The organism is Jatrophihabitans sp. sgz311053, assembly GCF_056135305.1.
In genome coordinates this window covers 1,962,490-1,986,062 of the sequence record NZ_JBWAXP010000001.1, presented here as the reverse complement: position 1 = coordinate 1,986,062, position 23,573 = coordinate 1,962,490, and the positions used below count along the sequence as shown (strand labels likewise).

General features: G+C 69.5%; 28 protein-coding genes. 14 read left to right on the top strand and 14 right to left on the bottom strand.

Translation table 11 applies throughout. From position 1 onward, the window contains the following. Positions 1–91: 91 nt before the first annotated feature. Together AC0NZQ_RS08840 and AC0NZQ_RS08835 are read right to left on the bottom strand one after the other, a co-directional pair. A complete protein-coding gene (locus tag AC0NZQ_RS08840; protein ID WP_474529349.1) occupies positions 92–751 on the bottom strand; it encodes a YdcF family protein in 660 nt (219 codons plus the stop codon). Between the two features lie 717 nt (positions 752–1,468). Further along, entirely contained in the window at positions 1,469–1,816 is a 348-nt protein-coding gene (locus AC0NZQ_RS08835; protein ID WP_474529348.1) for a hypothetical protein, read from the bottom strand. 502 nt (positions 1,817–2,318) lie between these two features. Here AC0NZQ_RS08835 and AC0NZQ_RS08830 point away from each other — a divergent pair. Continuing rightward, complete coding sequence (locus AC0NZQ_RS08830) at positions 2,319–2,927, top strand: hypothetical protein (protein WP_474529347.1); 609 nt, start codon at positions 2,319–2,321, stop codon at positions 2,925–2,927. 103 nt (positions 2,928–3,030) lie between these two features. Here AC0NZQ_RS08830 and AC0NZQ_RS08825 read toward each other — a convergent pair whose 3' ends face one another. The 3 genes from AC0NZQ_RS08825 to AC0NZQ_RS08815 form a co-directional block, all read right to left on the bottom strand. Continuing rightward, positions 3,031–3,180, bottom strand: coding sequence for a hypothetical protein (locus tag AC0NZQ_RS08825; protein WP_474529346.1), 150 nt, complete (start codon positions 3,178–3,180; stop codon positions 3,031–3,033). A gap of 209 nt (positions 3,181–3,389) precedes the next feature. Next, positions 3,390–4,358 carry a hypothetical protein gene (locus AC0NZQ_RS08820; RefSeq protein WP_474529345.1) on the bottom strand — a complete coding sequence of 323 codons (969 nt, stop codon included), beginning with the start codon at positions 4,356–4,358 and terminating at the stop codon, positions 3,390–3,392. 198 nt (positions 4,359–4,556) lie between these two features. Further along, positions 4,557–4,913: a hypothetical protein gene (locus AC0NZQ_RS08815; RefSeq protein WP_474529344.1), complete on the bottom strand. Its 357-nt coding sequence runs from the start codon at positions 4,911–4,913 to the stop codon at positions 4,557–4,559. Positions 4,914–5,541: 628 nt separating this feature from the next. Here AC0NZQ_RS08815 and AC0NZQ_RS08810 point away from each other — a divergent pair. Next, positions 5,542–5,850, top strand: a complete 309-nt coding sequence (locus AC0NZQ_RS08810) for a hypothetical protein (RefSeq protein WP_474529342.1) — start codon at positions 5,542–5,544, stop codon at positions 5,848–5,850. Positions 5,851–5,987: 137 nt separating this feature from the next. Here the strand turns inward: AC0NZQ_RS08810 and AC0NZQ_RS08805 are convergent, their stop codons facing one another. Genes AC0NZQ_RS08805 through AC0NZQ_RS08795 form a run of 3 tightly spaced genes read right to left on the bottom strand, consistent with a single transcriptional unit; the run spans position 5,988 to position 8,455 of the window. Continuing rightward, on the bottom strand, positions 5,988–6,665 hold the full coding sequence (locus tag AC0NZQ_RS08805; protein ID WP_474529341.1) for a GntR family transcriptional regulator: 678 nt from the start codon (positions 6,663–6,665) through the stop codon (positions 5,988–5,990). Positions 6,666–6,674: 9 nt separating this feature from the next. Next, on the bottom strand, positions 6,675–7,247 hold the full coding sequence (locus AC0NZQ_RS08800) for a carboxymuconolactone decarboxylase family protein (protein WP_474529340.1): 573 nt from the start codon (positions 7,245–7,247) through the stop codon (positions 6,675–6,677). Between the two features lie 26 nt (positions 7,248–7,273). Beyond that, positions 7,274–8,455: a serine hydrolase domain-containing protein gene (locus AC0NZQ_RS08795; protein ID WP_474529338.1), complete on the bottom strand. Its 1,182-nt coding sequence runs from the start codon at positions 8,453–8,455 to the stop codon at positions 7,274–7,276. 117 nt (positions 8,456–8,572) lie between these two features. On the opposite strand from AC0NZQ_RS08795, the gene AC0NZQ_RS08790 reads away from it, so the two are divergent. Continuing rightward, positions 8,573–9,166 carry a TetR/AcrR family transcriptional regulator gene (locus tag AC0NZQ_RS08790; protein ID WP_474529337.1) on the top strand — a complete coding sequence of 198 codons (594 nt, stop codon included), beginning with the start codon at positions 8,573–8,575 and terminating at the stop codon, positions 9,164–9,166. 9 nt (positions 9,167–9,175) lie between these two features. Here the strand turns inward: AC0NZQ_RS08790 and AC0NZQ_RS08785 are convergent, their stop codons facing one another. Both AC0NZQ_RS08785 and AC0NZQ_RS08780 read right to left on the bottom strand, forming a co-directional pair. Then, positions 9,176–9,826 carry a hypothetical protein gene (locus tag AC0NZQ_RS08785; protein WP_474529336.1) on the bottom strand — a complete coding sequence of 217 codons (651 nt, stop codon included), beginning with the start codon at positions 9,824–9,826 and terminating at the stop codon, positions 9,176–9,178. A 196-nt stretch (positions 9,827–10,022) separates the two neighbouring features. Further along, positions 10,023–10,571, bottom strand: coding sequence for a TetR/AcrR family transcriptional regulator (locus AC0NZQ_RS08780; protein ID WP_474529335.1), 549 nt, complete (start codon positions 10,569–10,571; stop codon positions 10,023–10,025). A 196-nt stretch (positions 10,572–10,767) separates the two neighbouring features. On the opposite strand from AC0NZQ_RS08780, the gene AC0NZQ_RS08775 reads away from it, so the two are divergent. Continuing rightward, the gene (locus AC0NZQ_RS08775) at positions 10,768–11,706 is read left to right on the top strand and encodes an alpha/beta hydrolase (protein ID WP_474529334.1); all 939 of its coding nucleotides are present in this window, start codon (positions 10,768–10,770) and stop codon (positions 11,704–11,706) included. Positions 11,707–11,716: 10 nt separating this feature from the next. Here AC0NZQ_RS08775 and AC0NZQ_RS08770 read toward each other — a convergent pair whose 3' ends face one another. Together AC0NZQ_RS08770 and AC0NZQ_RS08765 are read right to left on the bottom strand one after the other, a co-directional pair. Beyond that, positions 11,717–12,256, bottom strand: a complete 540-nt coding sequence (locus AC0NZQ_RS08770; RefSeq protein WP_474529333.1) for a carboxymuconolactone decarboxylase family protein — start codon at positions 12,254–12,256, stop codon at positions 11,717–11,719. Further along, a complete protein-coding gene (locus AC0NZQ_RS08765; RefSeq protein WP_474529332.1) occupies positions 12,256–13,050 on the bottom strand; it encodes an alpha/beta fold hydrolase in 795 nt (264 codons plus the stop codon). The genes AC0NZQ_RS08770 and AC0NZQ_RS08765 overlap by 1 nt, the downstream gene beginning before the upstream one ends. Positions 13,051–13,189: 139 nt before the next feature. Between AC0NZQ_RS08765 and AC0NZQ_RS08760 the strand changes: the two genes are divergently transcribed. The 3 genes from AC0NZQ_RS08760 (at position 13,190) to AC0NZQ_RS08750 (ending at position 15,519) form a co-directional block, all read left to right on the top strand. Beyond that, positions 13,190–14,071 carry a LysR family transcriptional regulator gene (locus AC0NZQ_RS08760; RefSeq protein WP_474529331.1) on the top strand — a complete coding sequence of 294 codons (882 nt, stop codon included), beginning with the start codon at positions 13,190–13,192 and terminating at the stop codon, positions 14,069–14,071. Between the two features lie 141 nt (positions 14,072–14,212). Then, positions 14,213–15,151, top strand: coding sequence for an aldo/keto reductase (locus tag AC0NZQ_RS08755; protein WP_474529330.1), 939 nt, complete (start codon positions 14,213–14,215; stop codon positions 15,149–15,151). Continuing rightward, positions 15,148–15,519, top strand: a complete 372-nt coding sequence (locus AC0NZQ_RS08750) for a MerR family transcriptional regulator (RefSeq protein WP_474529328.1) — start codon at positions 15,148–15,150, stop codon at positions 15,517–15,519. The genes AC0NZQ_RS08755 and AC0NZQ_RS08750 overlap by 4 nt, the downstream gene beginning before the upstream one ends. A gap of 28 nt (positions 15,520–15,547) precedes the next feature. On the opposite strand, the gene AC0NZQ_RS08745 is transcribed toward AC0NZQ_RS08750, so the two are convergent. Next, on the bottom strand, positions 15,548–16,045 hold the full coding sequence (locus AC0NZQ_RS08745; RefSeq protein WP_474529327.1) for a MarR family winged helix-turn-helix transcriptional regulator: 498 nt from the start codon (positions 16,043–16,045) through the stop codon (positions 15,548–15,550). Between the two features lie 69 nt (positions 16,046–16,114). Here AC0NZQ_RS08745 and AC0NZQ_RS08740 point away from each other — a divergent pair, with 69 nt between their 5' ends. The 6 genes from AC0NZQ_RS08740 to AC0NZQ_RS08715 all read left to right on the top strand — a co-directional run bounded on the left by AC0NZQ_RS08740 (position 16,115) and on the right by AC0NZQ_RS08715 (position 21,038). Continuing rightward, positions 16,115–16,759 carry an MBL fold metallo-hydrolase gene (locus AC0NZQ_RS08740; protein ID WP_474529326.1) on the top strand — a complete coding sequence of 215 codons (645 nt, stop codon included), beginning with the start codon at positions 16,115–16,117 and terminating at the stop codon, positions 16,757–16,759. Positions 16,760–16,769: 10 nt separating this feature from the next. After that, positions 16,770–17,633, top strand: coding sequence for a fumarylacetoacetate hydrolase family protein (locus AC0NZQ_RS08735; RefSeq protein ID WP_474529324.1), 864 nt, complete (start codon positions 16,770–16,772; stop codon positions 17,631–17,633). 237 nt (positions 17,634–17,870) lie between these two features. After that, positions 17,871–18,908 (top strand): FecCD family ABC transporter permease, encoded by a 1,038-nt coding sequence (locus tag AC0NZQ_RS08730; RefSeq protein WP_474529323.1) that lies wholly within the window; start codon positions 17,871–17,873, stop codon positions 18,906–18,908. Further along, on the top strand, positions 18,905–19,696 hold the full coding sequence (locus AC0NZQ_RS08725) for an ABC transporter ATP-binding protein (RefSeq protein ID WP_474529322.1): 792 nt from the start codon (positions 18,905–18,907) through the stop codon (positions 19,694–19,696). Before AC0NZQ_RS08730 ends, AC0NZQ_RS08725 begins: the two co-directional genes overlap by 4 nt. Further along, positions 19,693–20,724: an ABC transporter substrate-binding protein gene (locus tag AC0NZQ_RS08720; RefSeq protein WP_474529320.1), complete on the top strand. Its 1,032-nt coding sequence runs from the start codon at positions 19,693–19,695 to the stop codon at positions 20,722–20,724. Before AC0NZQ_RS08725 ends, AC0NZQ_RS08720 begins: the two co-directional genes overlap by 4 nt. Positions 20,725–20,780: 56 nt before the next feature. Beyond that, on the top strand, positions 20,781–21,038 hold the full coding sequence (locus AC0NZQ_RS08715; protein WP_474529319.1) for a hypothetical protein: 258 nt from the start codon (positions 20,781–20,783) through the stop codon (positions 21,036–21,038). A gap of 22 nt (positions 21,039–21,060) precedes the next feature. On the opposite strand, the gene AC0NZQ_RS08710 is transcribed toward AC0NZQ_RS08715, so the two are convergent. Next, positions 21,061–22,320: an acyl-CoA dehydrogenase family protein gene (locus tag AC0NZQ_RS08710; protein ID WP_474529318.1), complete on the bottom strand. Its 1,260-nt coding sequence runs from the start codon at positions 22,318–22,320 to the stop codon at positions 21,061–21,063. Between the two features lie 256 nt (positions 22,321–22,576). On the opposite strand from AC0NZQ_RS08710, the gene AC0NZQ_RS08705 reads away from it, so the two are divergent. Beyond that, entirely contained in the window at positions 22,577–23,539 is a 963-nt protein-coding gene (locus AC0NZQ_RS08705) for an AraC-like ligand-binding domain-containing protein (RefSeq protein ID WP_474529317.1), read from the top strand. Positions 23,540–23,573 lie beyond the last annotated feature (34 nt).

Below are 23,573 nucleotides of genomic sequence, written 5' to 3'. Positions count from 1 at the left end.
GTCCGCAACCGGTCGATAGCGAGACGTGAAACAGCGTTGCCGGAACTCGGCAATTGCAACGCCGGAGCGCAGCCCCCGTGTCACCTGGTGCTCACAAGTGGGCCTGCAAGCACGTGGCCGCCGCCGCAACCCTCTGACTCGGTTCTGGGTGCGTTCGGCCGATGCGTCGCTCGGTGGGCCCGATGCCTCGAAGGGTCCACAGCCCGTAGACCGCGAGGAATGGCTTCAGTGGCCCCCACTCGCCGAGGCGGTAGTCCTTACCGCGCGTCAGACGCTCGGCGAGATCGGGGCGTTGTCGCAGGACGTATGCCCTGACCTTAAGTGCGTGGGCCGGCTGCGACGCGATGACTATTCGCTGCGCACACTCGGCCAGCGGGAGCGCGTTCGTCACGTTCTCCCAGCTGGTTCGACTCTGGTCCTCGAGAAGAACTCGACCGGCGAAGGTGGTCACCGAAGCCGCGTAGTCAGCCATCAGATCAGCCTCGGACCGGCCGCCGCCCACTGGCCCCCCGCTGAAGATCAGTGTCGCTGTCGGGTCGTCGCTGCTCACCGATCTCAGCCCGATGCGCGTCCGCCAACGGTTGATGGCGTTAGCCGACGCGCCCCCGTTGCGGAAGCCGGGCACGACGACCGCGATCGGGCCATCTCGCCGATCGTGCACCAGCGTCCTGGACCAACGCCAGTTCAACCATTCACCCCACGCGACGAAGCCAAGTCCTGCCGCGCTGACCACCAGCCGTTGTCGACGCATGGTCAGAACCTATCCAGTGCAGGCCCGACGCCAGGGCAACCTACGCGCTGCGCGATCGGTGGTTGGAACGCTGCCTCGTTCCACAAACGGTCGAATATGAGACGACCGGGACCGCCGCGTCGTCGCTGTAGGTGTCTCACAACTTCGTCCGTAACCGGGTGGGTTCTGAGACAGACCGTGCGGCACGGCCCGAGCGGCGTCAGACCGGCAGCGTTCCGACCCACTCGACAAACGCCGCCACATCACCTGGTCGAACACCAAGGCCCTCAGCCGTGGACTCGATCAGCCAGGCAGCGCCGTAGGGGTCGGCAACTGCCCAGACGCCAAGAGCAGGCCGACCGCTGGCCAGACCTGTGCCAACTCGCCGGAGTCCGACCCGCCTCGACCCCTCGACATCTCCAGGGAGTTCCCCGGAGCAATGACTGACGATCACCCAGTCGAACCGGCGCTTCGCCGCGCGTCTCACAACGATGTCCGCAGACCGCCGGCTAACGGGCAGCGCGCCGATCGGTGACCTACTCGTGCAGCGGCGTCTTTCGACGGCTCAACCGACCGCTCATGCCGATTTACGGCGAGCGCCGCTCATGTCCGCCGGAGCGGAGCGTAGGCAGGAAAGCCTGTCAAAGACGGTGACGCCCCCTGGACGACACGGCCCGACCGCCGCCTTCGGCAACGAACGCGCCAGCGCCTGAGGCCACCCTGACGCGCGATGCGGAGCTACTTGAAGATGATCTTTTTCTTCGAGAACTCGGCTATGACCTTCTTGAACGCTGCGGCCTGAGCGCCAGGCACCTTCGTGACAGTCAGGTCGCCCGGAGCGAGGAAGCCGCCCTTGCCGACGTCGATGGTGCCCTTGAACTTGCCAGCCTGGGCCGTGACGGGGCGCTCGATATCCTGCTTGTGCCGATGGCCGATGAGGACCACGAGCTGCTGCTTCCCGTCAACAGCGATCGGGGCCGCGACGTACTCCAAGGTGCCGCCGTTGGGGGCGCCCTTCAGCGACCTCTGGTTGAGCTCCTGAGCCTCTTTGACCTGGTGGCGGTCGAGCGGCTTGTCCGCGGGCATATGACCCTCCCCGTCACGCGGCAATCGGATAGCCGCAACGAACCGGACTGTATAGCGCCCAACCTAGGAAACGGTCACAACTCGGATAATCGGGGTCGAAGGTCCTTCGGAGGGTGCCCTACTGCCCGTCCTCACCGTCCTGTTCCTCGTTCGCGACCTACCTCGTTCACCGAGGCCGGTCGGGCAAGCGACACTGAGGGGGCTCGCCGACGCCGAACTCAATCCGTAGAGCTTGCATCTGGACGATCATCTCGGCCCGCCGCACGAAGATCTCCGCAGCATCCATGAATCCAGCGTGCGGCGGGTGCGCCCGGGCTCGGCAGAGGGCGTGCTCTAACCGACGCCTCACGCCGCTCATGCCGATCTGCGTGCGGCACCGTGAGCCGGACCGGAGCGCGTGGCACAAGTTGATTCGCACTGTTCGACGTTGCGTCGAACGGCGCGCTTATACGACCAGTGCGATCATTCCGGGACGTGTGAAGGGTGCGCGGGAGGGTGTTCGATGGGGCGACGCAACAACGGCGACGAGCTGGACCAGCACGTGGTCTACGCAGGCTCGGGTGACGCCCCGCGGGTTCGTCTTCTTGCAGGTCTGCGATCGCGGTCACGCGTGATCCTCGTGGCCGGGGCCTTGGCGACCCTGCTCGCAGCGGGCGTGGGGTCATGGCTGCATCACCGCTATGTGAATAACCCACACGGCCAGCCGGATCCCGGTGGGCGCCGCATGACCTTCTTGCATCAGGTGTCGGAGAAATCGCTGCCTGCTGATGCCACCGTCGTGCACAAGACGACGTCAGGATTCCGCTGGGATCACGACGGATGCGACGGCGGCGCCGCCGGCTGGACAAACGCCGAGATCGACCTCACCTTCACTGGCGTCAGTCTGGCCGCGTCCGAACGCGCGATCCTGCGCGCGGGCTGGACGGCGTATCGCGATGGTCCACAGCCACAGGGAGAACCACAGCCGGTACAGCTACCTGCTGACCAGCATCAGTACAGGCGTCAGGGCCACGACCCCTTCGACTCTGTTGCCCTCCTCTACCCCGACGGCAAGTCATGGGAACTCGACATCTCCGCCCCACCGGCTGAGGCACCTACGCACTCCTGCTGAGGTACACGCCGGCCGCCGCGGTCGCGCAGCGGCCACACGCTCATGTCGCGAGTCGCGATGGGGTGCCGGGTGAGGATCCCGAGCGCCATGCCTGACCGTGGACCTACCGGGTGCCCCGCCGCCGGGCCAAGACGACGACCCCGAAGATGACAAGCCCGACAAGCGCCCCCGCCACGGCGGCGGGGAGCAGCAGGCGCACCCATTCGCCCACAGTGGGCGACCAGTCGGTCGCTACGTAGGTGCGTGCGCTCATCGCAGGCCACGGCGTCAACCGGGGCGGGGCGTGTCCCTTCGCTGGCCAAGGTCGCAGGTCGTCCAGCCCCGCGGCGAGGATGAGGAGCCTGATGCCTTGCGCTTTGCTGCTGGGACGACGGTGACGATTCCGATGATGACGAGGGCCAAGATCGCGGGATGGGGTCTGGCGTGTGCTAGCAGGAGGTCGCCTTCTCCAAGCTCCCGGTCTCAGGCTGAACAGCGGGCAGGCGCCGCGAAGGTCTCGAACGACGTGTTGGTCTGCACGTATACCTGCCCATCCACGTCAGTGACCGGTCCGGCGTAGAGGCCCGGACCGCTTCGAAGCCGATCGGTCGGCACCTCGCCGCGAACCGTCCCGTCGCGAATGGCCAGACACTGCAACCGGGAGGTGCCGACCCGATATAGCCAGAAATAGGACTTCCCGCCCGACCACACTGCTGCACTCGAGGTGAGGGATATCCGAGCAGCGACCCGACCACCGATCGCCGGCGTCCGGATCAGGCTCGACACTCGGGCGGTCGGGTCACTGTTGACCGTCCACATCGCCGACCCCGTGACGATGCTGGAGACTGATCCTCGCAACTTCGGCCCCATCAAGGCGACCATCGGACTTGTCCCGTAGGACACCTGCGCCAGGCGTACGGCCGATCCGGAGGCATCTGCGACGTACCCAAGCTCGCCGTTGCCTCCGGTCTCAGCCTGAAGGAAAGGGCCAATCGCACCCACCGACCGCAGGGTCATTTGACGCTGGACCACGAAGGTGCGTGGGTCCACGACAGCGAGTTTGCCAAGTCCGCCTACGAGTGTCCCTCGTGCACCGGACACCATCGACAGCGCTCTGAACGGCAGAGCGATCCGCCCTCGTTCCCTCAGCGACCCCGGCTCGAGAACATGCAGCGTGGAGCCCGGCTCCGATGTCGCGACCAAGACCGAGTTGGTCGCCGCGCTGTAGGCCATCGAGTCCACGACAGCACCGAGCTGAGTCCGCGTCGCCACCACGCCCGCCTCAAGACGTAATACGTGGCCGGCAGCGCGCCCGTCCGCGACATAGACCGATCCCGCCGGGGCCAGCGCGGCGTAGCGGATCTGACCCACACCACGCCCGAGATCTACTCTTGTCACACCCGGAGCCGTGCGCGAGAAAGACTCGCTCGCCGCGCTTTGCACCTGCGCCACCCGGCCATCCTGGCTGCAGCCAGTCAGAACTAGCGCAGAAATCACGACCAGCAGCGCCGCCCGTCCGAGGCGTCTGCGGGTCGCAAACATCCACACTGCTCGCCACCCCCCTCCTGGCTGACATTCCCGACCCCCGTGGCAGGCGCAACGCGACCCGGTCGAACATTGCGGTGCCAGCCCGGGCCGCGAAGGTCGATCTCAGCAGTCGGTCGTCGTCTGCGCGTACGAAACCGTGTGGAACGTCGATAGCCCGGTCTGGCTCAGCACGTCCAGTCGATCCTCGTGACTCTTGGGCGTGACGTCACAGAACGTATGCGCGTAGGAACGGCCGCTGACGACGCTAGTGCTACCGGCATTCGGATTGGCATCGTCGTAAGCGAATTTCGCACTGGAACCGCCTGACCACGTGATGGTCCAGATGAATGACGACCCAGACTCACGCTGCTGGACGTGCGGAGTAATGGTGCCAGTACCAGCAGCCGACGCCGAGGTCATCCCGATCGAGCTGGCCGCTCCGACCGCGCAGACCAGAGCGGCGATCCTCTTGAATTTCACGTAAGCCCTCCTCCTTGGACGATGCAATGTAAGGGTTGACAACCTACACAACTCTTACCTTGCGCACATTCTGTGCACAGCGAAAGCTACGCAGCTACGTGTCCGTAGGTCAATGGGGACGGGACACCCTTGTCAATTACCTTGCCAGCCCAGGGGCTATTCGACCGCGTCGGCGGTCCACGGGCGACCACGGTCGAACCGGCGCAACCTTCGCCTGGTCGGTCGCGTTTTATCGACGTGACCGAATCATGACCCCACCGGTCCGGCGTGCCAAGAACCCGGGAGAATCGTCATGCCCGACGCCCTACCAGCACCTCACAGACTTGCTGCGATCGGTGTCATCGCGGTGTGCGCTCTCACCGCGTGCACGACGTCGCATGTCAATCATGCCGTCGCGTCGTCCGCTACCCGGTTAATACCGTCGGCGACCGGGAGTGCCTCAGTCGCGACTTCCCGCCCTGCATCCGCGCTCTCGGCCGGCTCGACGGCTGTCGCCACGGGGTCCACCACGCCCGGTTCGACGGCTGCGCTGGCAGACCCAGCCGACTAGCACCTCGGCCGTGCGGCGGCCGGAGAACGCGGGACCCGAGATCCCGATGCGGTGTCATTTCAGACGCCGAGCCGAAACGTGCGCTGCACGCTGCTCGATCGACAGAGCCTGAATTGCACCATCATCAAACACAGTTTCGTCGCAGCGCCCGGGCCGAGCAGCTGCACGCTCAACTGGCTCGGCTCGAACATCAGCCTCAGCATCCATGGCGTCGCTCAGGGCCTGTGCGCGACCAACTCGGTTGTGCTCGACAACAGCCGGGTGCTGCCGTACGGCTACCGCCTTACCGTCGGCCCCGTCTCCTGCCTGAGCAAGGAAACCGCGCTCGAGTGCCACGCCGGCGGGCACGGATTCGTCCTGAACCGATCGGCCGCCGAACTCCACTAAGACGCGGCGCCGTCTCGCCGGTGCAGCACGCCCGCTGGCCATCGCAACCGTAGATTCCGCGCGCGGAGGGAGATCAGCACGCTCCTCACGTGACGCGTCCCGGACGGCCCGTCGAGCCACCCGGGCGTGACGGTGAGTCAGCCCTGGATCGCCGGAACCACCCGAGTCTGGCGACCGTCGAGCAGGGCCGACACCACGTGAGCCAGTGAGGCCTGGATCCGCTCGTGACTGACCCGGCCGGCCGTCGCCGCGTCGCCGTCGGCGACAGCACGACACACCTCGGCGCGCTGCCCCGCCGCCGCGCTGAGCCGCTCCGGGCTGAGCGCGGCCAGGCGGCGCAGTCGCAGCAGCGCGGCGCGGGTGGAGCGCAGCGGTCCCAGCAGATAGGGGTTCGGCACCGCGGTCAGCAGCGTCTCGTCGAAGTCGTCGGTGAGCGCGTAGATCTGCTCCATCGATGCGGCGTCGGGCTGCGCAGTCTCGCCCAGCTCCCGGTAGGACGCGGCCAGCGGCGCGAAGAGCGACCGCTGCGAGGAGGCGGCAGCCAGCTGGACGGCGTAGGACTCCAGCGCGTCGCGCGCCTGGTACACCGCCACCGCACCGTCGACGCCCACCGCCGTGACCCGGGCGATCTGACCGGGTCGCTGTTCGACGAGACCGTCGAGACGCAGCCGGGCGATCGCCTCGCGCACCGGGGTGCGGGAGACCCCGAGGCGTGCGGCCAGCTCCTCCTCCCGCAGCGGGCTGCCCGGCGACGCCTGCCAGGACGTGATGTCGGCGAGCAGCGTCGCGTACACGTCGACCCGGCGTGAGGACATGGCCGAACGCTAACCCAGCGGGCTCACGCGGTCACCGATCTTGTCGGTGGTCTCCAGCGGGACGCGGGTGGCGTTGAGGAAGAGGCTGAGCAGGCTGAACCAAGCGATGGTCGCGATGTATTTGCGCGTCACCACCGTCCCGAAGGTGTCGAGCAGCGCCTGCAGGGTGGCGTCGGTGAGCGTGCCCGCGGTCAGCATCTCGTCCGTGGCGGCGGCGAGCAGCACGTACTCGCCGTCGAGGCCGGAGACGGGTCCGTCCGCCGCGATCGCATCGATCTCGGCGGCGGTGAGGCCGGCGTTGCGCGCCATCTGCTCGTTGGCCTGCCACTCGTAGGGCACGTTCAGGATCGCGGCGGCCCGCAGGATGATCACCTCGCGGTGCCGGGCGTCGATGTCCTCGGTGCCGAAGACGGCCTGGACCATGCCGACGAGCGCCGGGAAGAACTCCTCGGTGCCGGCGAACATCTGCACCACGTGCAGCGTCCGCTCGGGGTCGTAGTCCGCGCCGATGACAGCTCGGATCGCCTGCTCGTCCGGCAGCGGTACCGACACCTCGGTCGCATAGGGAGTGGGGCGTGGCATTGTTGACTCCTCTCTTTTGTATATCGTCAGTATACAACGAGGTGCGAGCCGCTGCCGGGTTGCCGATCCGCAGCCGCGCAGAGCGTCCGCAGCAGGCGCCCATGATCGGCGTCGGCCTGCTCGGGGAGCACCGCGCGGCGCCGCAGGAAGGCGTACGACAGCTCGCGCCGCGGGTCGACAAGGGCCTGCTGGCCACCGAAGCCGCTGTGCCCGAAGGCGCCGGCGCCGAGCATCGGAAAGACCCCGCCGTAGGTGTGGAATCCGACGCCCCAGGCCTTCGAGATGCCCAGCACGAGATCCAGTCCGACGCGCTGCACCTGGCCGACCGCCGCGACCGTGGCCGGCGACAGCAGCGGGTCACGTCCGGCGACCGGCCCGACGAGCGAGGCGTAGAGCTCGGCCAAGCCGCAAGCGGTGCCGACACCGCCGAGCGAGGCGGTACCCGCGGCGCGCACCTCGGGCAGGTTCGGCAGCTCCCAGACGTCACGGTTGCCGGGGGCATGTCGATTGAAGGCGATGCCCGCCAGGCTCTCCGGAGCCGTCGCGGTGGCGGCCGCGGCCCGGGCGCGCTCCGGCGTGACTGTCATCGGCAGGGCCTGTCGGAAGCGGTGCTCCGCCGTGGCGGGGAGGCCGAGGAAGAGGTCGAGGCCCAGCGGGTCGCGGAGTCGCTCGGCGAAGAGCTGCTGGACCGTCGCGCCGCTGACCCGGCGAATCACCTCGGCGGTGAGCGCACCCATCACCAGCGCGTGGTAGCCCGAGCAGACCCCAGGCCGCCAGAACGGCACCTGCCCGGCGAGCCGGGACGCCACGGCGGCGTCGTCGATCAGCTCGGCCATGGCGAAGCCATCCCGGGCCCCGACGAGACCAGCCTGATGTGAGGCCAGCTCCCGGACGAGCAGCCGGGCCTTCCCGGCGGCGGCGAACTCCGGCCAGTAGTGGGCGACGGGTCGGTCGAGGTCGATCTCACCGTCGTCGACCAGCAGGGCCAGCACGATGTGCGTCAACCCCTTGCTGGCCGAGTAGATCCCCAGCAGGGCGTCGCGGTCCTCGCTCGGGCCCGACCAGAGGTCGACCACGGGCTCACCACGATGGAAGGCGGCGACCTGCGCGGTGAGCTCGTCCCCCTCGACCATCACGAGCTCGGCGAAGGCATCGCGCACGGCCTCGAAGCCGTCGGCGACGGTGCCGTGTACGGCGACGTCGGTCATCGTGTCTCCTTTTCGACTGCGATTGCTGACGTCCCCACGGTACGCCTTTAGTGACCAATGGTCACTAAAGGTGTCGACGGACACGCGTCGCGGTGGGGATGTCGTACGGTCGACGCCGTGGCAGCAGACAGCGGTGGGACAGCGGCACGGGGCCGCCCCGCCCGATTGAGCCGGGAGCTGATCGTCGAGGCGGCGGCCGGCTTCGCCAGCGTCGAGGACGTCACCATGCGGGAGCTGGCCGCCCGACTCGGGGTCAGTCACGGTGCGCTCTACCGCTGGGTCTCGGGGCGGGACGAGCTCTTCGACCTCATCGGCGACGTCGTCGTCGACCGCGTCCTCGCCACCGTCGCCGACAACCCGGCACGGGGCTGGCGCAACCGGCTCCGCTGCCTCGGTCACGCGATCCACGACGAGTTCAGCGCCGTCCCCGGTTACGCCTCACAGCTGGCTCGCCCGCATCCGCATCACCAGCGCTCGGCCGACCGGCTGCGCGAGGCCGGCGCCGCGATCTTCGTCGCGGCCGGTGCGTCACCGGACCTGGCCGACGAGAGCTGGCACGGCGTCATCGTGGCGCTGATCGGTTGGCTCGCCGTCGAGGAGCAGTCACTGCACGCCGGTGCCGAGGCGCCCCGCTTCGACCTCTTCCTCGACGTGCTCGTCCGCGGCATGCCCGTCCGCGAACGAACCGGGGACGGTTCTGCTCGCCGGTGACGGGGAGGCTCAGGCCGGGCGGGACGAGTCGCCGGCGAGCAGCAGCTGCGGCACCGAGGCGAAGGCCCAGCGGCCGGCCGCGCGTCGGAAGGTCCACACCATGTCGAAGCGGTCGTCCGGCCAGGACGACGGCGGGGCCGGCGAGACCGGGCCGAGTCCGGCGACGATGTGCCGGATGCTCTTGTGCTCCCACGCGACCAGCGTCGCGCCGTGGTACCCGTCGAGGGCGCGGGCGAGGTCGGACTCCTGCCCCTTGCGCCACGTGGTGACGACCCGCTGGCCGAGACGCTCGGCCAGCGGCGTCACCGTCTGCGCCGGACGCCTGCTGCCGTGACCGGGGTCGGCCGCCACGATGCGCGTCGGGCGCTCCAGGCCGGCTCGCGGCTCGCCGGAGGCGGGCGCGAAGAGACCGACCAGTGCCCCGGCGCGCGTCCATCCGCGGACGTCGAGCGACTCGTCGTTGCGCTCCCCCGCCGCGGTGACGCCGTAGGGCGCGCCATCGCCGGTCGGCTTCTCGGCGTGCCGGATGATCATCAGCAGCGAGCCCACCGGGGCCGTCACCGTCACGGCTCGGGCGTCCGACGCGCATCCGGCCATGGCGGCCGTCAGCACCGCCCCCGCGCCGACCAGCGCCTCGCGCCGACTCACCGTCAGGTTCATCCCGGACTCCTCAGTTCCCGACCACGATGTCGCGAGCCTGCCCGCCGGTCGCGGAGAATCCGATGATCGTCCCGGCGTTCGCTCAGGCTCCGCCGGTGGCGGCCACACCACCGGCGAGCAGCGGCGCCATGTCTCGTGAACCGGGTGGCCGTTCTGACCGTCACCCCGCGCAAGCGGGACTGCGCACCATGTCGGGTCAGCCGCCGGCGTCCGATGGGGTCACGACCAGATCCAGGATGGCCCGGCAACTCGCGGCATCGCTCGGATGGGCCAACAGGCCTTCCACCGCGAAGGTGGTGAGCTTCACCCGGGCATCCCGTTCCGGGTCGCAGACGCCCTGAGCGGCGAGGTGCTCGGTGACGATCCCGTCCATGAAGGCATGGAACTGGTCGTGCCACTGCGCGACGACCGTGGCGCGTTCGCTGCGGGCATGGACCACGGAGATCAGGGCGCGATGCCGCTGCAGACGTTCCAGCACCCACATGACCTGGTCGGCCAGCGGCAGGCTTGCGCGATCGCCGAAGTCCTGCAGCGCCTCGGTGAGCAGCTGATCGAGCGCGGCGACCAGCAGCGCGTCCTTGTCCTCGACGTACCAGTAGATCGTGTTCGGCGTGACCCCGGCAGCGGCGGCGACGCGTGCCATCGAGGTCCGCTCGAAGCCGTCCTCGGAGAACAGTGCGACGGCAGCGCTCACGATCTCGCGACGCTTCTCCTCGCGGTCGAGAGGCCGCCTGTTACGTGGCACACCCCCAGCCTATCTTGACTGGCGTTCAAGAAGCGTCCTAGTCTCTTGAACGTCAGTCAAGAATAGGCGGGGCAGCCGATTCCCCGGTCCTCGCAGTACCAGCTCGGCCGGCGAGCCAACCCGCTCTCCGGCTGATCACCGCAGCCCCTCGCCTCCCCCTGCCAGCCCGCGATCCTGCCGAGAGCGAAGGAACGTCATGTCCACCGATTCTCCGGGCGTCATCACCGAGACCGTCTCCTTCCGTTCGCAGGGAGTCGCCTGCGCCGCGACCGTCTACCGGCCCAGCGGCGATACCGGAACCCTGCGGCCCGTCGTCGTCATGGCTCACGGTTTCGGTGGCATACGCGCGTTACGTCTGCCCGCCTATGCCGAACGGTTCGCCACCGCCGGATACGTCGTCCTCACCTTCGACTACCGAGGGTTCGGCGACAGCGACGGCACACCACGGCAGCTCCTCGACGTCGCCATGCAGCATCAGGACTGGAAGGCCGCGCTCTCCTTCGCCCGCACGCTCGACGGCGTCGACACGTCGAAGGTGGTGGCGTGGGGGACGTCGTTCGCCGGCGGGCACGTCATCACCCTCGCCGGACGCGGCGAGGAGCTCGCTGCCGTCATCGCGCAGGTACCCCACGTCAGTGGCCCCGCGGCCGTCAAATCCACCGGCCTGGTGCCCAGTCTCCGGGTGGCCCGCTTCGGGATACTCGACCAGCTCGGCGCCTGGACCGGACGGCAGCCGGTCTACGTCGCCGCCACCGGCGCGCCCGGCCAGACCGCCGTGATGACCTCACCGGATGCGGTCGCCGGCCAGGACAGACTCGTCGAGGAATCGGGACTCGCACCCGACCGCTACCGCACCGATGTCGCCGCTCGCATCGTCCTCACGATCGGTCTCTACTCACCGAAGCGGTGGGCAGCGGGAGTTCAATGTCCCGCGCTGGTGCAGCTCGTCGACGCGGACGCCATCACCCCGCGTCACGTCGCGGAGGCGGCTGCCGCACGCATGCCCCGCGCCACGGTGCGGGTCTACGAGGGCGGCCACTTCGATCCCTACGTCGAGCCCCTCTTCGCCGAGGTCATCGCCGACCAGCTCGCCTTTCTGAAAGCACATGTACCGGCACCCGCCGTGAACCGGTGAGCGCACGAGGTCAGTGCTCGCCCAGCCAGGTGTCGGGTTGCTCGTCCAGGGGCAACTGCAGGACGCCCACGATGCGCGCGACAATCATGTAGTGGCCGACGAGGACGACGACGGTGATCACGTCACGGTCGCCCAGAACGCCTCGAGCCTTGTGGAAGGTCGCGTCGGAGACGGCGGGGCCGCTCACGACCTCGTCGACGAATCGCAGGACCGTGACGAAATCCGGGGGCAGGACGCCGGCGGCCTCGGGGTGGGGATCCTCGATGGCGGCGATCTCGGCGGGTGTCCAGCCGTGTCGTCTCGCCTGGTCGAGGTGCTGAAATCTCTCGTAGGGGCTGCGCTGCAGCGCGGCAACCCTGAGGATGATTCCTTCGCGCCACGCCGGATCGAGTGCTGAGCTGCGGAGGGCGTTGGCGGTCTGCGGTAACTGCCGGGCCAACCTGTCATCCAGCAGCAGCAGCGCGCGGGTGAGGTTCGAAGGGAACCGGTCGTACTGCGCCTTGCGCTCGCCGGTGAGCATGGTCGGATCGACGAGCGGAATGCGCGGCATCAGCGTGTCGTCCGTGACGCGAGCCGGTGCAGGAATGCCTCCAGGTGCGCGGTCACCACATCCGGCTGTTCGATCGGGGACAGGTGAGCAGCACCGGCTATCACCTGCAGCTGCGCGCCGCGGATGCCGTCGCGCAGCTCGCGGGCCGAGGAGACCGGGGAGCTCGAATCGTGCTCGCCGACCAGCACGAGCGTCGGAGCGTCGATCGTGCCGAGGCGGGAGAGCACGTCGAAGTCGGCGATGAGCTCCCACAACGCGGCGTGGACGTCGACGTCATCGGTGAGCAGGGTCTTGGTGGCGCGGTCGACGAGATCCGGCCGCCGCCGACGGGTCTCGGCCAGGAACCAGTGGTCGAAGAGCTCGTCGAGTATCGCCGGCATCCCCTGCTGACGCACCACCGTGGCCCTGGTCCTCATCGCCGACTGCCCGGCGGGCGCGAACCTGGCCGCGGTGTCCAGCAGGGCCAACCCGCCGACCAGCGCGGGGGCGGTGAGCGCGAGGTACTGCGCGACGAGGCCACCCACCGACAGGCCGACGAGGATGACGGGGCCGGCATCGAGTGCGGCGATCGCCGATGCGACCGATCCGGCCACCTGGTCGAGGGTGATCGCGTCCGCGGACGCGTGGCTCGCCCCGTGACCAGGCAGGTCGACGGCGATCACGTCGTGCTCGCGGCTGAGATCCGCGATCTGAGCGTCCCAGTAGGTCAGGTCCAGCCCCGCCGAATGCAGCAGGACCACCGGCGCGGTCGCGTCCCGCGGGCCAGTCCGGACGGCATGGAGGTGTGCCGGCACAGTCGTCTCCTTCTCCTCGTGTTCTCGTCGTGCGCAGGCCGCAGCCGCGGCGGATGCGTCCACTGTCCGCCAGGACGTTCGAGCGGGTCCAACGATGTCTTGAGCTCTGATTGATCGCGGTGGGAGATAGATTGACCGGATGGAACTGCGTCAGCTCGCCCAGTTCGTCGCGGTCGCGGAGGATGAGTCCTTCACCCGAGCGGCGAGCCGGGTGCACGTAGTGCAGTCCGGGCTGTCGGCCACGGTCGCGGCGCTCGAACGCGAGCTGGGGGTCGTCTTGTTCGATCGGTCGACCCGCAGGGTGACGCTCACCGAACCCGGAGCAGACCTGCTGCGCCATGCGCAGCAGATCCTTGACGCCACGGAGCGCGCCAAGGAGGCCGTGGCAACGGCGAACGCGGGACTCAGCGGAACGCTACGGATCGGGATCATGCACTCGCTACTGGCGCCCCATGTCGCCCGCGCCCTGGCCGAATTCCATCGCGACCGGCCGCAGGTCCGCCTGCGACCCCGAACCCACGACAAGGGCTCCGCCGGACTCGTTCGGGCGGTCGTCGACAACGAGCTCGATCTGGCGATCGCGGCCGTGTCGCCGGGCCCGACCGCGGGCGTGGTCACCAGCGTCGTCAGCTCCGAGCCGATGATCTTCGTCTGCGCCCCGGGACACCGACTGTCCCACCGCAGAACGGTCCGACTGGCCGAGCTGGCCGAGGAGACGTTCATCGATGTGCCGCCCGGTTGGGGCAGTCGAGCCAGCACTGACGAGGTCTTCGACGACCACGGCATCAACCGGCGTGTCGAGATCGAGATCGGCGACGTAGCCACAGTCCTCGATCTGGTCCGCGTCGGGCTGGGCGTTGCCATGATCGCGCCCTCGTCCGCGCCACCGCTTGACGGCGTTATCGCCATCCGGCCCATCCCGGCGCCATCCTTCGTGGTCCGCCTGGTGCTGCCGGGGAACAGAACGCCGAAGCCAGCGGCGCGCGCTCTGGCGGACGCGATACTGGCGGGACTCGACTGAGGGGTCCGGGTACCGGATCGGCATGATGGCCGGATCCGGCCGCGCTACGGGTGGGCCCGCTCGCCGCCCAGACGCCTCCCGGCACGGTGGTGTGCAGGTCGGCCTTGACCTGGACCATGGTCCAGCTAGCAGGGTGGGGTCATGACGTCGCTCACCACGCTCTCCGTGCCCGACACCGACATCGTCGTTCCGGCGCTCGCCATCGGGACGATGTACTGGGGAACCGATGTCGACGAGGCGACCGCACACGACCTGCTCGACCGCGCCGTCGATCTGGGTGCGACCTTCCTCGACACCGCGAACAACTACGCGTTCTGGCGTGACGGCGGGACGGGCGACGAGTCCGAGACCGTGCTCAGTGGCTGGCTGGCCACGCATGACCGAACTGCGGTGACGCTGGCGACGAAGATCGGAGCCCGTCCCCGCGTGCCCGGTGGGGACCTCCGCGACACCCTCGGGCTGGCCCCGGACGCCGCCCGCGCCCAGCTCGAGAACAGCCTGCGCCGGTTGCGAACCGACCACGTCGACCTGCTCTACGCCCACGTGGACGACACCGCGGTGCCGATGGCCGAGGTCATCGGCGGGCTGCAGGAGTTGCAACAGGCAGGCCTCACCCGGGCCATCGCCGCGAGCAACCTCACCGCCGACCGGCTGCGGGACGCCGTGACCGTCGGCGGCTATTCCGCGCTGCAGAACCGTTTCAGCTACCTCCGGCCGGCACCGGCGGCCGACCTCGGCCCGCATGTGCTGCTCGACGACGACGTCGCCACCGTCGCAGGCGACGCGAACGTCCTGCTCGTCGGCTACGCCAGCCTGCTGGGCGGGGCGTACACCCGCACCGACCGCCCGATGCCGGACGGCTACCCCGCCACCGGAGCAGCCCTGGACACCCTGCGAGACGTCGCGGCCCGCCACGGCCTCGACGCCGGCCAGACCGTCCTGGCCTGGATGGGGCAACGCGACCAGCCCATCGTCCCCGTCGTCGGCATCTCCCGACCCGGACAGCTCACCTCGGCCGTCGCAGCCGTCGCGACGAGACTCGACGCAGACGACCTCGCCGCCCTGGACGCCGCGAGATGAACCGCCCCATCGGAGAGGTCGCCGCCCACCTCGGCCTGGACGCCGACACCCTGCGCTGGTTCGAGCGGCGCGGCATCGCCCCACGCCCGGCGCGCGACGCCGCGGGTCGACGCGCCTACACCGACGCCGACGTCCACCTGCTGGAGGTGCTGCTCCACCTGCGCGACACCGGCATGCCCCTGTCCGACATCGCCCGCTTCACCGCCGAGGTGGCACGAGACCCCGACGGCGTGCCGGAACGCCTCGCGCTGCTCACCGAGCACCGGGACCGGGTACGGGCCGACCAACGACGCATCGCCCGCTCCCTGCAGGTCATCGACGGCAAGATCGCCGACTACTCCGGACGACTCGCCGCGCGCCACGACTGAGGCGGCCGCGAACGCGCGTCCGCCGAGGTCACCAGTGCCCCGAGACGAACTGTCCGCCGCCGTCATCGTGGCGCCGGAGTTCCGCGATCACCAGCTCGAGGGCGTCGAGGCCCTTCGTCAAGGCCTCGAGCTCGTCGTGGGAGAGCGCGCGCGACACAGCGCTGGTCAGCATCGCCTCGCGCTGAGTGGCGTCGTCGTCCAGGGCGGCTCGCCCCGCCGCCGTCAGCGCGTTGAGCTTCTTGCGGCCGTCGACCGGGTGCGCGCTGACACCGACGAGCCCTGATCGCACGAGGTCGGCCACGGTCGTGGCCATCGTCTGATGTCTCACCCGGCGCCGCTCGGCCAGCTCCGCCGTGGTCATCGGCCCGTGGCGGCGCAGCAGATCCAGCACTCCGGCCGAGACCGGTGACATGCGATCGGCCGACCGGGTCGACCGGACGAGCTCACCGACCGACGAGCGGAGCCGGCGTGCCACGTCAGCCCCACCGTGGGAGGCCTCGGTCGAGGGTGGTCTGCGCGACGACATGGCTCGATCATACAGTAAGGACTGTACAGTTTGAACTGTATATTTCAGTCCGTGCATCGAGGAGAGCCGATGAAGATCGTCAAACACACCCATGCCTGCGTCGAGATCTCCGACGGGCGGGGACAACTGCTCATCGATCCGGGGACGTTCACCCCGGAGGCTGCCGACCTGGTCGCCCGCAACACCGCAGTACTGCTGACGCACGAGCACATCGACCACCTGGATGTCGAGGTCATGGAGGCCGCCCTGCGCACTCGCACCGACCTCACGGTGTGGGGACCGTCGGCAGTGACCGACCGCTGGGCTGCGCAGTACCCGGATCGCGTGCACGCGGTGCGACATGGCGACACCTTCACCGCCGACGCCATCGAGGTGGCGGTGCACGGCGAATGGCACGCCGCCATCCATCGCGACATCCCGCAGGTCGCCAATGTCGGCTACCTGGTGGCGGATTCGATCTACCACCCCGGCGACGCCTACCACGTTCCGCAGGCGGAGGTGTCGACGCTGCTGCTACCCACCAGCGGGCCCTGGACGCATCTCGCCGAGGCCGTCGACTACGTGCGGGCCGTCGCCCCGAACACCCTCGTGCAGATCCACGAGCTCATGCTCAGCGAGATCGGGCAGCGCTCGACGGCGATGTTCGTCGGACCGGAGATGCTCGGGCGCACGCCGCTCACCTTGCTGCCCGCCGGCACCTCGATCGACGTCTGAGGCGGCGGCCGTGCGTTTCGCCACCCTGCGGCACGGCGGCGGTGTCACCGGGGCCGTGGTCTCCGGTGACACCGTGATCGCGGTCGACGCCACCGACGCCCTCGACGCCTTCCGCCGCCGCGACACCCTCACCGAGAAGACGAGGCTGGCCTTCGACGAGGTCGACCTCGCCCCGCTCTCCCCCGCACCGGCCCACGTCATCTGCGTCGGCCTGAACTATCGCTCCCACACCGCCGAACTCGGCCATCCGCTGCCCGACTTCCCCGCCCTGTTCGCCAAGTACCCGAGCACCCTCACCGGAGCCCGGGACGAGATCACGCTGCCCGCGGTGAGTCGACACGTCGACGGCGAGGTGGAGCTGGCGCTGGTCATCGGACGTACCGTCCACCGCGAAGGAGCGGACACCGCCGGGACGGCGATCGCCGGGTTCACCGTCGCCAACGATCTCTCCCTGCGCGACTGGCAGCACCGCACCAGCGAAGCCCTCCAGGGCAAGGTCTTCGACCGGTCGACACCCGTCGGCCCGGTGCTGGTCACCACCGACGAGCTCGACGTCCGCGACGCCCATCTCGAACTCGTCGTCGACGGGGAGGTGCGACGGGCCGGATCGACCAGCGACATGATCTTCAGCCCCGCCGAGCTCGTCTCCTACTGCAGCATGTTCCTGACCCTCTCCCCCGGCGATCTCCTGCTCACCGGGACTCCCGGCACCGTCGGCGACGGGGACATCTCGCTACGACCCGGCTCCGTCGTCGAGACCCGAATCGACGGCATCGGGGTCGCCACCAACGCCCTCGTCGCCGACCCCCTCGTCGACAACTCGGCCCACTGGGCACGCCGATCCGATGTCATGGGTCACCCGTCGTGGCCCTGACGTCAGCTGGTCCGCTACCGTCACCGAGCCCGGTCCTGTGCCGGGCGGCATCCTGCTCAGCGAAGTCCGGTGAGATCCCGGCGCTGTCCCGCAACGGAGATGCCTGTCGTCGAGGCTGACGGCAGGACGAGCCCGGTCGCCTGACGGAGTGTCGACGACCGGGCCTTCGGAGGAAGGGCTTGGCGCCGTGGCCGCATCGCGGCTTCCGTTTCCTCCTGCCTGCTCGGAGGACGACGGATGACGCGAGGCTCGCGCGTACCGCTGCCGCTCGTTCTCGTCGTCTCCGCCGTCGCCCTGGTCGCCGTGATGACGCTGGGCGTCGCGCTGGGTTCGGTGAAGCTCTCCGCCGATCAGGTGTGGACCGTCGTCGCCGCTCGCCTGACCGGTTCACCGCAGACCGGCGTCGCCGACAGCATCGTCTGGCAGATCCGGTTGCCACGGGTACTGCTCGCCGCGGTCGTGGGGGCGGCGCTCAGCGTCGCCGGGTGCGTCGTACAGACGCTCGTCCGCAACGGGCTGGCCGACCCGTACCTGCTCGGGGTGTCCTCCGGCGCCAGCGTCGGTGCCACCGGCGTGCTGCTCTTCGGCGCGCTGACCTCGCTCGGCGTCTGGGCGCTGTCCGGCGGCGCCGTGCTGGGTGCCCTCGCTGCCATGGTGATCGTCTTTCTCGTGACGCAGCAGCGGGGCGAGCTGGCCCCGACCCAGCTGTTGCTGGCCGGTGTCGTGCTGTCGGCGATGTTCGCCGCCGTGACCAGCTTCCTGCTGTTCCGGGCCAACCCGCAGGCGACGCAGACCGTGCTCTTCTGGTTGCTGGGCTCGTTCGGTTCGGCGACGTGGCGGCAGCTGCCCGTCCCTGCTGTCGTGCTGACCGCGGCCGTCGTGGTGCTCGTGGCACGCAGCCGGGGCATGAACGCGCTCGCGCTGGGATCGGACGTCGCGGCGTCCGTCGGCGTCGATGTCGCCGGCCTGCGTCGCGAGCTGTTCGTGCTGACCTCGCTGGTGACCGGAGCGTGCGTCGCGGTCAGCGGGGTCATCGGCTTCATCGGCCTGGTGGTGCCGCACGTCGTCCGCCTGCTCGTGGGATCGGACCATCGACGCGTGCTGCCGGCTGCCGTCCTGGTCGGCGCGGCCTTCACCGTGCTCGGCGATCTGCTCGCCCGCCTCATCGTCGCGCCGCAGGAGATGCCGATGGGTGTCGTCACCGCCTTCATCGGCGCGCCGATGCTGATCTGGCTGATGCGGCGTCGACCCCACCGCCACGGGGCTGACCGATGATCGAGATCGACGACGTCAGCGTGGACATCGGGCGGCGCCGCATCGTCGACCATGTCTCGCTGAGCGTGCCCGACGGTCAGATCGCAGGGCTCCTCGGACCGAACGGCAGCGGCAAGTCGACACTGCTGTCGACGCTGTTCCGCGGCCGCCGGCCGGCCACCGGTTCGATCAGGCTCGACGGCGTCGACCTCGCCACCCTGTCGCGCCGCGAGGTCGCCCGCCGGGTCGCGGTGCTGACCCAGGACGTCGGCGTCGAGTTCGACGCCACGGTGGCCGAGATCGTCATGATCGGGCGCACCCCGCACCAGCGTGGCCTCGGTCGGGAGAGTCGCACGGACCGCGACGCGGTGATGGCCTCGCTGGAGCGCGTCGGCTGCGCGGACCTGGCCCACCGCAGCGTGCACTCCCTCTCCGGCGGCGAGCGGCAGCGGGTCTTCATCGCCCGCGCGTTGGCTCAGGGCTGCGATCATCTCGTCCTCGACGAGCCGACCAACCACCTGGACATCCGGTTCCAGATCGAGGTGCTCGACATCGTCACCCGGTTGGGCGTCAGCGTGCTCGCGGCGCTGCACGACCTCAGCCTGGCCGGCCTCTACTGCGACACCGTCCACCTCATGGCCGCGGGCAGGGTCATCGCCGCCGGCCCACCCGCCGACGTGATCACCAGCGGCACGGTCGCCGACGCCTACGGCGCGGACGTGCTCGTCCTGCCCCATCCCGAAGCGGCGACGCCCTGGGTGCTCGCCCGCCGCAGTACCCCACCGACGCCGACGAAAGGCACCCCATGACCCCTCGATCCCGCCGCCTCGTCCCGGTCGCCGGCCTCGCCCTCGTCACCCTCCTTACCGCTTGCTCGTCCGCCGGCAGCCCCGCGAACCCGTCCGCCTCGACCGCCGTCGCGACGGCGGGCGGCTATCCCGTCACCATCAGCAACTGCGGGACGACGCTGACCTTCGACAAGGCACCTCGCCGGGCCGTCACCAACGACATCAACACCTTCGAGGACATGGCCGCGCTCGGTCTGGGACCTCGCATGGTCGGCACCTTCGGCATCCGTGGCTACGGCCGCGACGGTAAGGGCAACGTCCCGGCGCGCGACGCCGCCGCCTACGCCAGGGTCGACGCCGTCTCCCCCGACGCGGTCGCCCTCGAGCCCCTGGTCGGGCTCAGGCCGGACTTCCTCTTCGCCGGGTGGAACTACGGCCTCAAGGTCGGTTCCACGCTCACGCCGGACAACCTCGCCAGGTACGGCATTCAGACCCTGGCGCTCACCGAGTCCTGCGCACACGTGCAGGCCACGAAGCGAGCCGTCACCATCGTCGACACCTACACCGACCTGACCAACCTCGGCCGCATCTTCGGCGTCGAGGAGCGCGCCCGACGGGTCATCGCCGGGATGAAGCAGCGCATCGCCGCAGTCGCGGCGAAGATCGCCGGCGCCACGCCCAAGACCGTCTTCCTCTACGACAGCGGCACCGACGCACCCTTCACCGCCCCCGGCCTGGCCATGCCCGACGCGCTGATCACTCTCGGCGGCGGTCGGAACGCGCTGCACGCCCTGAAGCAGACCTGGACCTCGGTGTCGTGGGAGCAAGCCGTGGCGACCACGCCCGAGTGCATCATCGTCAACGAGTACGGCCGCCCCAGCTACGCCGACAAGGTCAGATTCCTCGAGACCAGCGCCCTCACCAAGGACCTGCCCGCGGTCCGGGACAGGTGCTTCATCCGGCTCGACTACGCGCAGCTCACCCCCGGACCGGACAACGCCGCCGCCGTCGAGGCCATTGCCCGGGCCCTGCACCCGGACCGGTGGTGAGCGCGAGACCCACCGTCGTGGTCTGCCGGGGTTGCTGCTGCGGCACCACGCGCAGAGTGCCCGGACGAGACCACGACGGGGACCTGGAGCGACTCCGCGACGCCGTCGGCGACGTCGCCCACGTCCGGGTGAGCGACTGCCTGGGACCCTGCGACGACGCCAATGTCGTCGTCGTCATCCCGTCCCGCGCTCAGCGCGCGGGCGGCCAGCGGCCACGCTGGTTCCGCAACGTCACCAGCGACGCGCGATGGCGCGAGGTCGTCTCGCACGTCATGGCGGGCCAGGGTCCCGGACGGCGGCGTCGGAGCCGCTGAGCCCGGGACCCGGGGAAAGGCCTCAGACCATCGTCGAGTTGCGGTTCTCCGCCGCGGCGTCGGGGTCGTAGGACGGGTCCCGGAACATCTCGTGCAGGTGACGCCGGCGCACCCCCATGTTGCCGCCGTCGTAGACGGGGAAGCAGAGCACGTCCTGCATGATCGCGCCGATCTCGCTGCGATCGCCGTAGGAGTCGACCCCGACGAGGCGCATGGCGTCGTAGACGACTTGGACGGAGAGCTCCGAGTTGTAGATCTTGGACATGTTCGACAGCTCGCGGTCGAGCCCGCCGGTCTTGTCGAAGTGGTCGGCGGCCTTCCACGCGAAGTAGCGGCCCACCTCGATGCGGGTCTTGATGTCGGCGAGCATGTACCCCGCGTTCTGGTGCTCGATGACCCTGACGCTGCCACCGCGGGTCTCGGTCTTGAGGAACTCGTAGGCAAGGTCGAAGGCCGCCCGCATCCGGCCCACGCACGCCGCGGCGATGCTGGAACAGGTCCACGAGAAGGCGGCCTTCGTCAGTCGCATCCCGTCGCCGGGTCCGCCGATCATGTTCTCGATCGGCACCCGCACGTCGTGGAACTCGACCAGCGGTGAGTTGGTCGCCCGGTGCCCCATCGTGTCGATGACACCGCTGAACGTCACCCCCGGCGTGCCCTTCTCGACCACGATGATGGCCAGCGACTCGGCCGGCGGTGCCGACGGATCGGTACGGCACACCACGCTGATCAGGTCCGCCCCGGCGTCGTCCCAGCCGGAGGCGTTGGTCGTGTATGCCTTCCGGCCGTTCAGCACCCACGAGTCCCCGTCTCGGGTCGCGAAGGTCTGCACGCCGTGGGCCGGGTCGGGGTTGTCGAAGTTCGCCGCGCCGGCGGCCTCGCTGAAGGCGATGGCGGCGAGCGCCGGGCTGCCGTCCAGGAACGGGGCGAGGAATCGCTGCTTCTGCTCCGCAGTACCGCCGTTGACGATCGGGAAGAGCCCGAGCCCACAGCCGAGCACGATCGTCGGCGTGTTGACGTCGACCCGAGCCAGTTCCTCGCACGCGAGCGCGAACTGCAGGTTGCTGAACTTGGCGCCGCCGTCCTCGACCGGGATGAGTCCCTTGACGAAGCCGGCGTCGACCATCTGCTGGTAGAAGGGCTGCAAGGCGCGGAAGCGGTCGAGCGGATTGCTGAGCGGTTCGATGGCGGCCGCCACGCCGCTCAGCACGGTGTCCGCGAACTCGCGAGCCTGCTTGCGCAGTCCCAGCTGCTCCTCGGAAAGAGTGAAATCGATGGCCATGTCACGCTCCTGACGCGAGAGGTCTGTCGGGTGACCACAGGGTCGACCGCTCGCCGGAGTGACGACTAGGACGACCACGCACGACGCCCGGGACGACAGCGCGCGCCATCGAACCCGAGCCCCATCGGGTGGGTTCCCGGGGCATCCTTGAGCCTCGACAACGCTGCGGCTTCCACGTCTTGCGTGGGAGACGGCGCCGTGTCAGGAAGGGCTCGATTCTCGACGGCAGGTCGGCAAGGCCGGGCAGGAGGTCGTAGTGCGTCGCTGGACAACCGCAGACCGGCGTCCCGGAGAGCAGTACGCCTACTGGCGTGAAGTGGTCTGCGAGGCATTCACACCGTTGCGGCCCGCCGAGCGAGGACAGCGCGACACGTGGCACCGCCCCGGTCTCCCCGGCTGGGTGACGAGCCGCGCGTTCGGTGACGCCAACGGCGCGGAGCTGGCAACCTGCGAACAGACCATCCATCACGGCCCGCGAGAGGTCAGCCGGGTCAGCGACGAGGTCCTCTTCGTCAATCTCATGGTGCGGGGGCGCTGCGTCGTCCGGCAGGACGGCGTCACGAGCCTGTCGGCCGCGGGCAGCTTCAGCATCGTCGATGCCACGCGGCCGTTCAGCCTGGACTACCTCGATCCGTGGCGCGCCATCTCGTTCCGGGTTCCGAAGGCCTCGCTGCGTGAGCCGTTCGCCGATGCGCTGACGGCGCGGTCGTTCTCGGCACGCGACGGCGTCGGGGCCATCGTCGCGGACATCATGCGCAACGCCTGGAGCGCAGCCGAGGAGCTCGACGACGAGCAGGCCTGCTCCGTCGGCGACGCCCTCACCACCGTGATCCACGCCCTGGGAGAGCGCCCGCCCGCGGCGGCAGAGGTCGGTGGCAGCGCGGCCCGGCAGCGACGACGCATCGAGCACTACGTCGCGCGTGTCCTGCGCACGGGTGAGACCTCGCCGGCGTCGGTCGCCGCACAGTTCGGCATCTCCGTCCGAACGCTGCACAAGCTCTACGAGGGCAGCCCGTCGACGTTCGCGAACACGGTCATGCGCATCCGCGTCGAGCAGTGCGCGCAGGACCTGGCGAGCAGGACGGACGGACTCACCCTCACCGAGCTCGCCACCAGGTGGGGTTTCAGCGACCTCTCGCACCTCAACCGGGTGTCGCGTCGCCACTTCGGGCTGTCGATCGCCCACTACGCCGAGACCATGCGGCGTGACGACCGCTGACGGCAGCAGCCGTCGGCGGAGCTAGCGCGGGTCG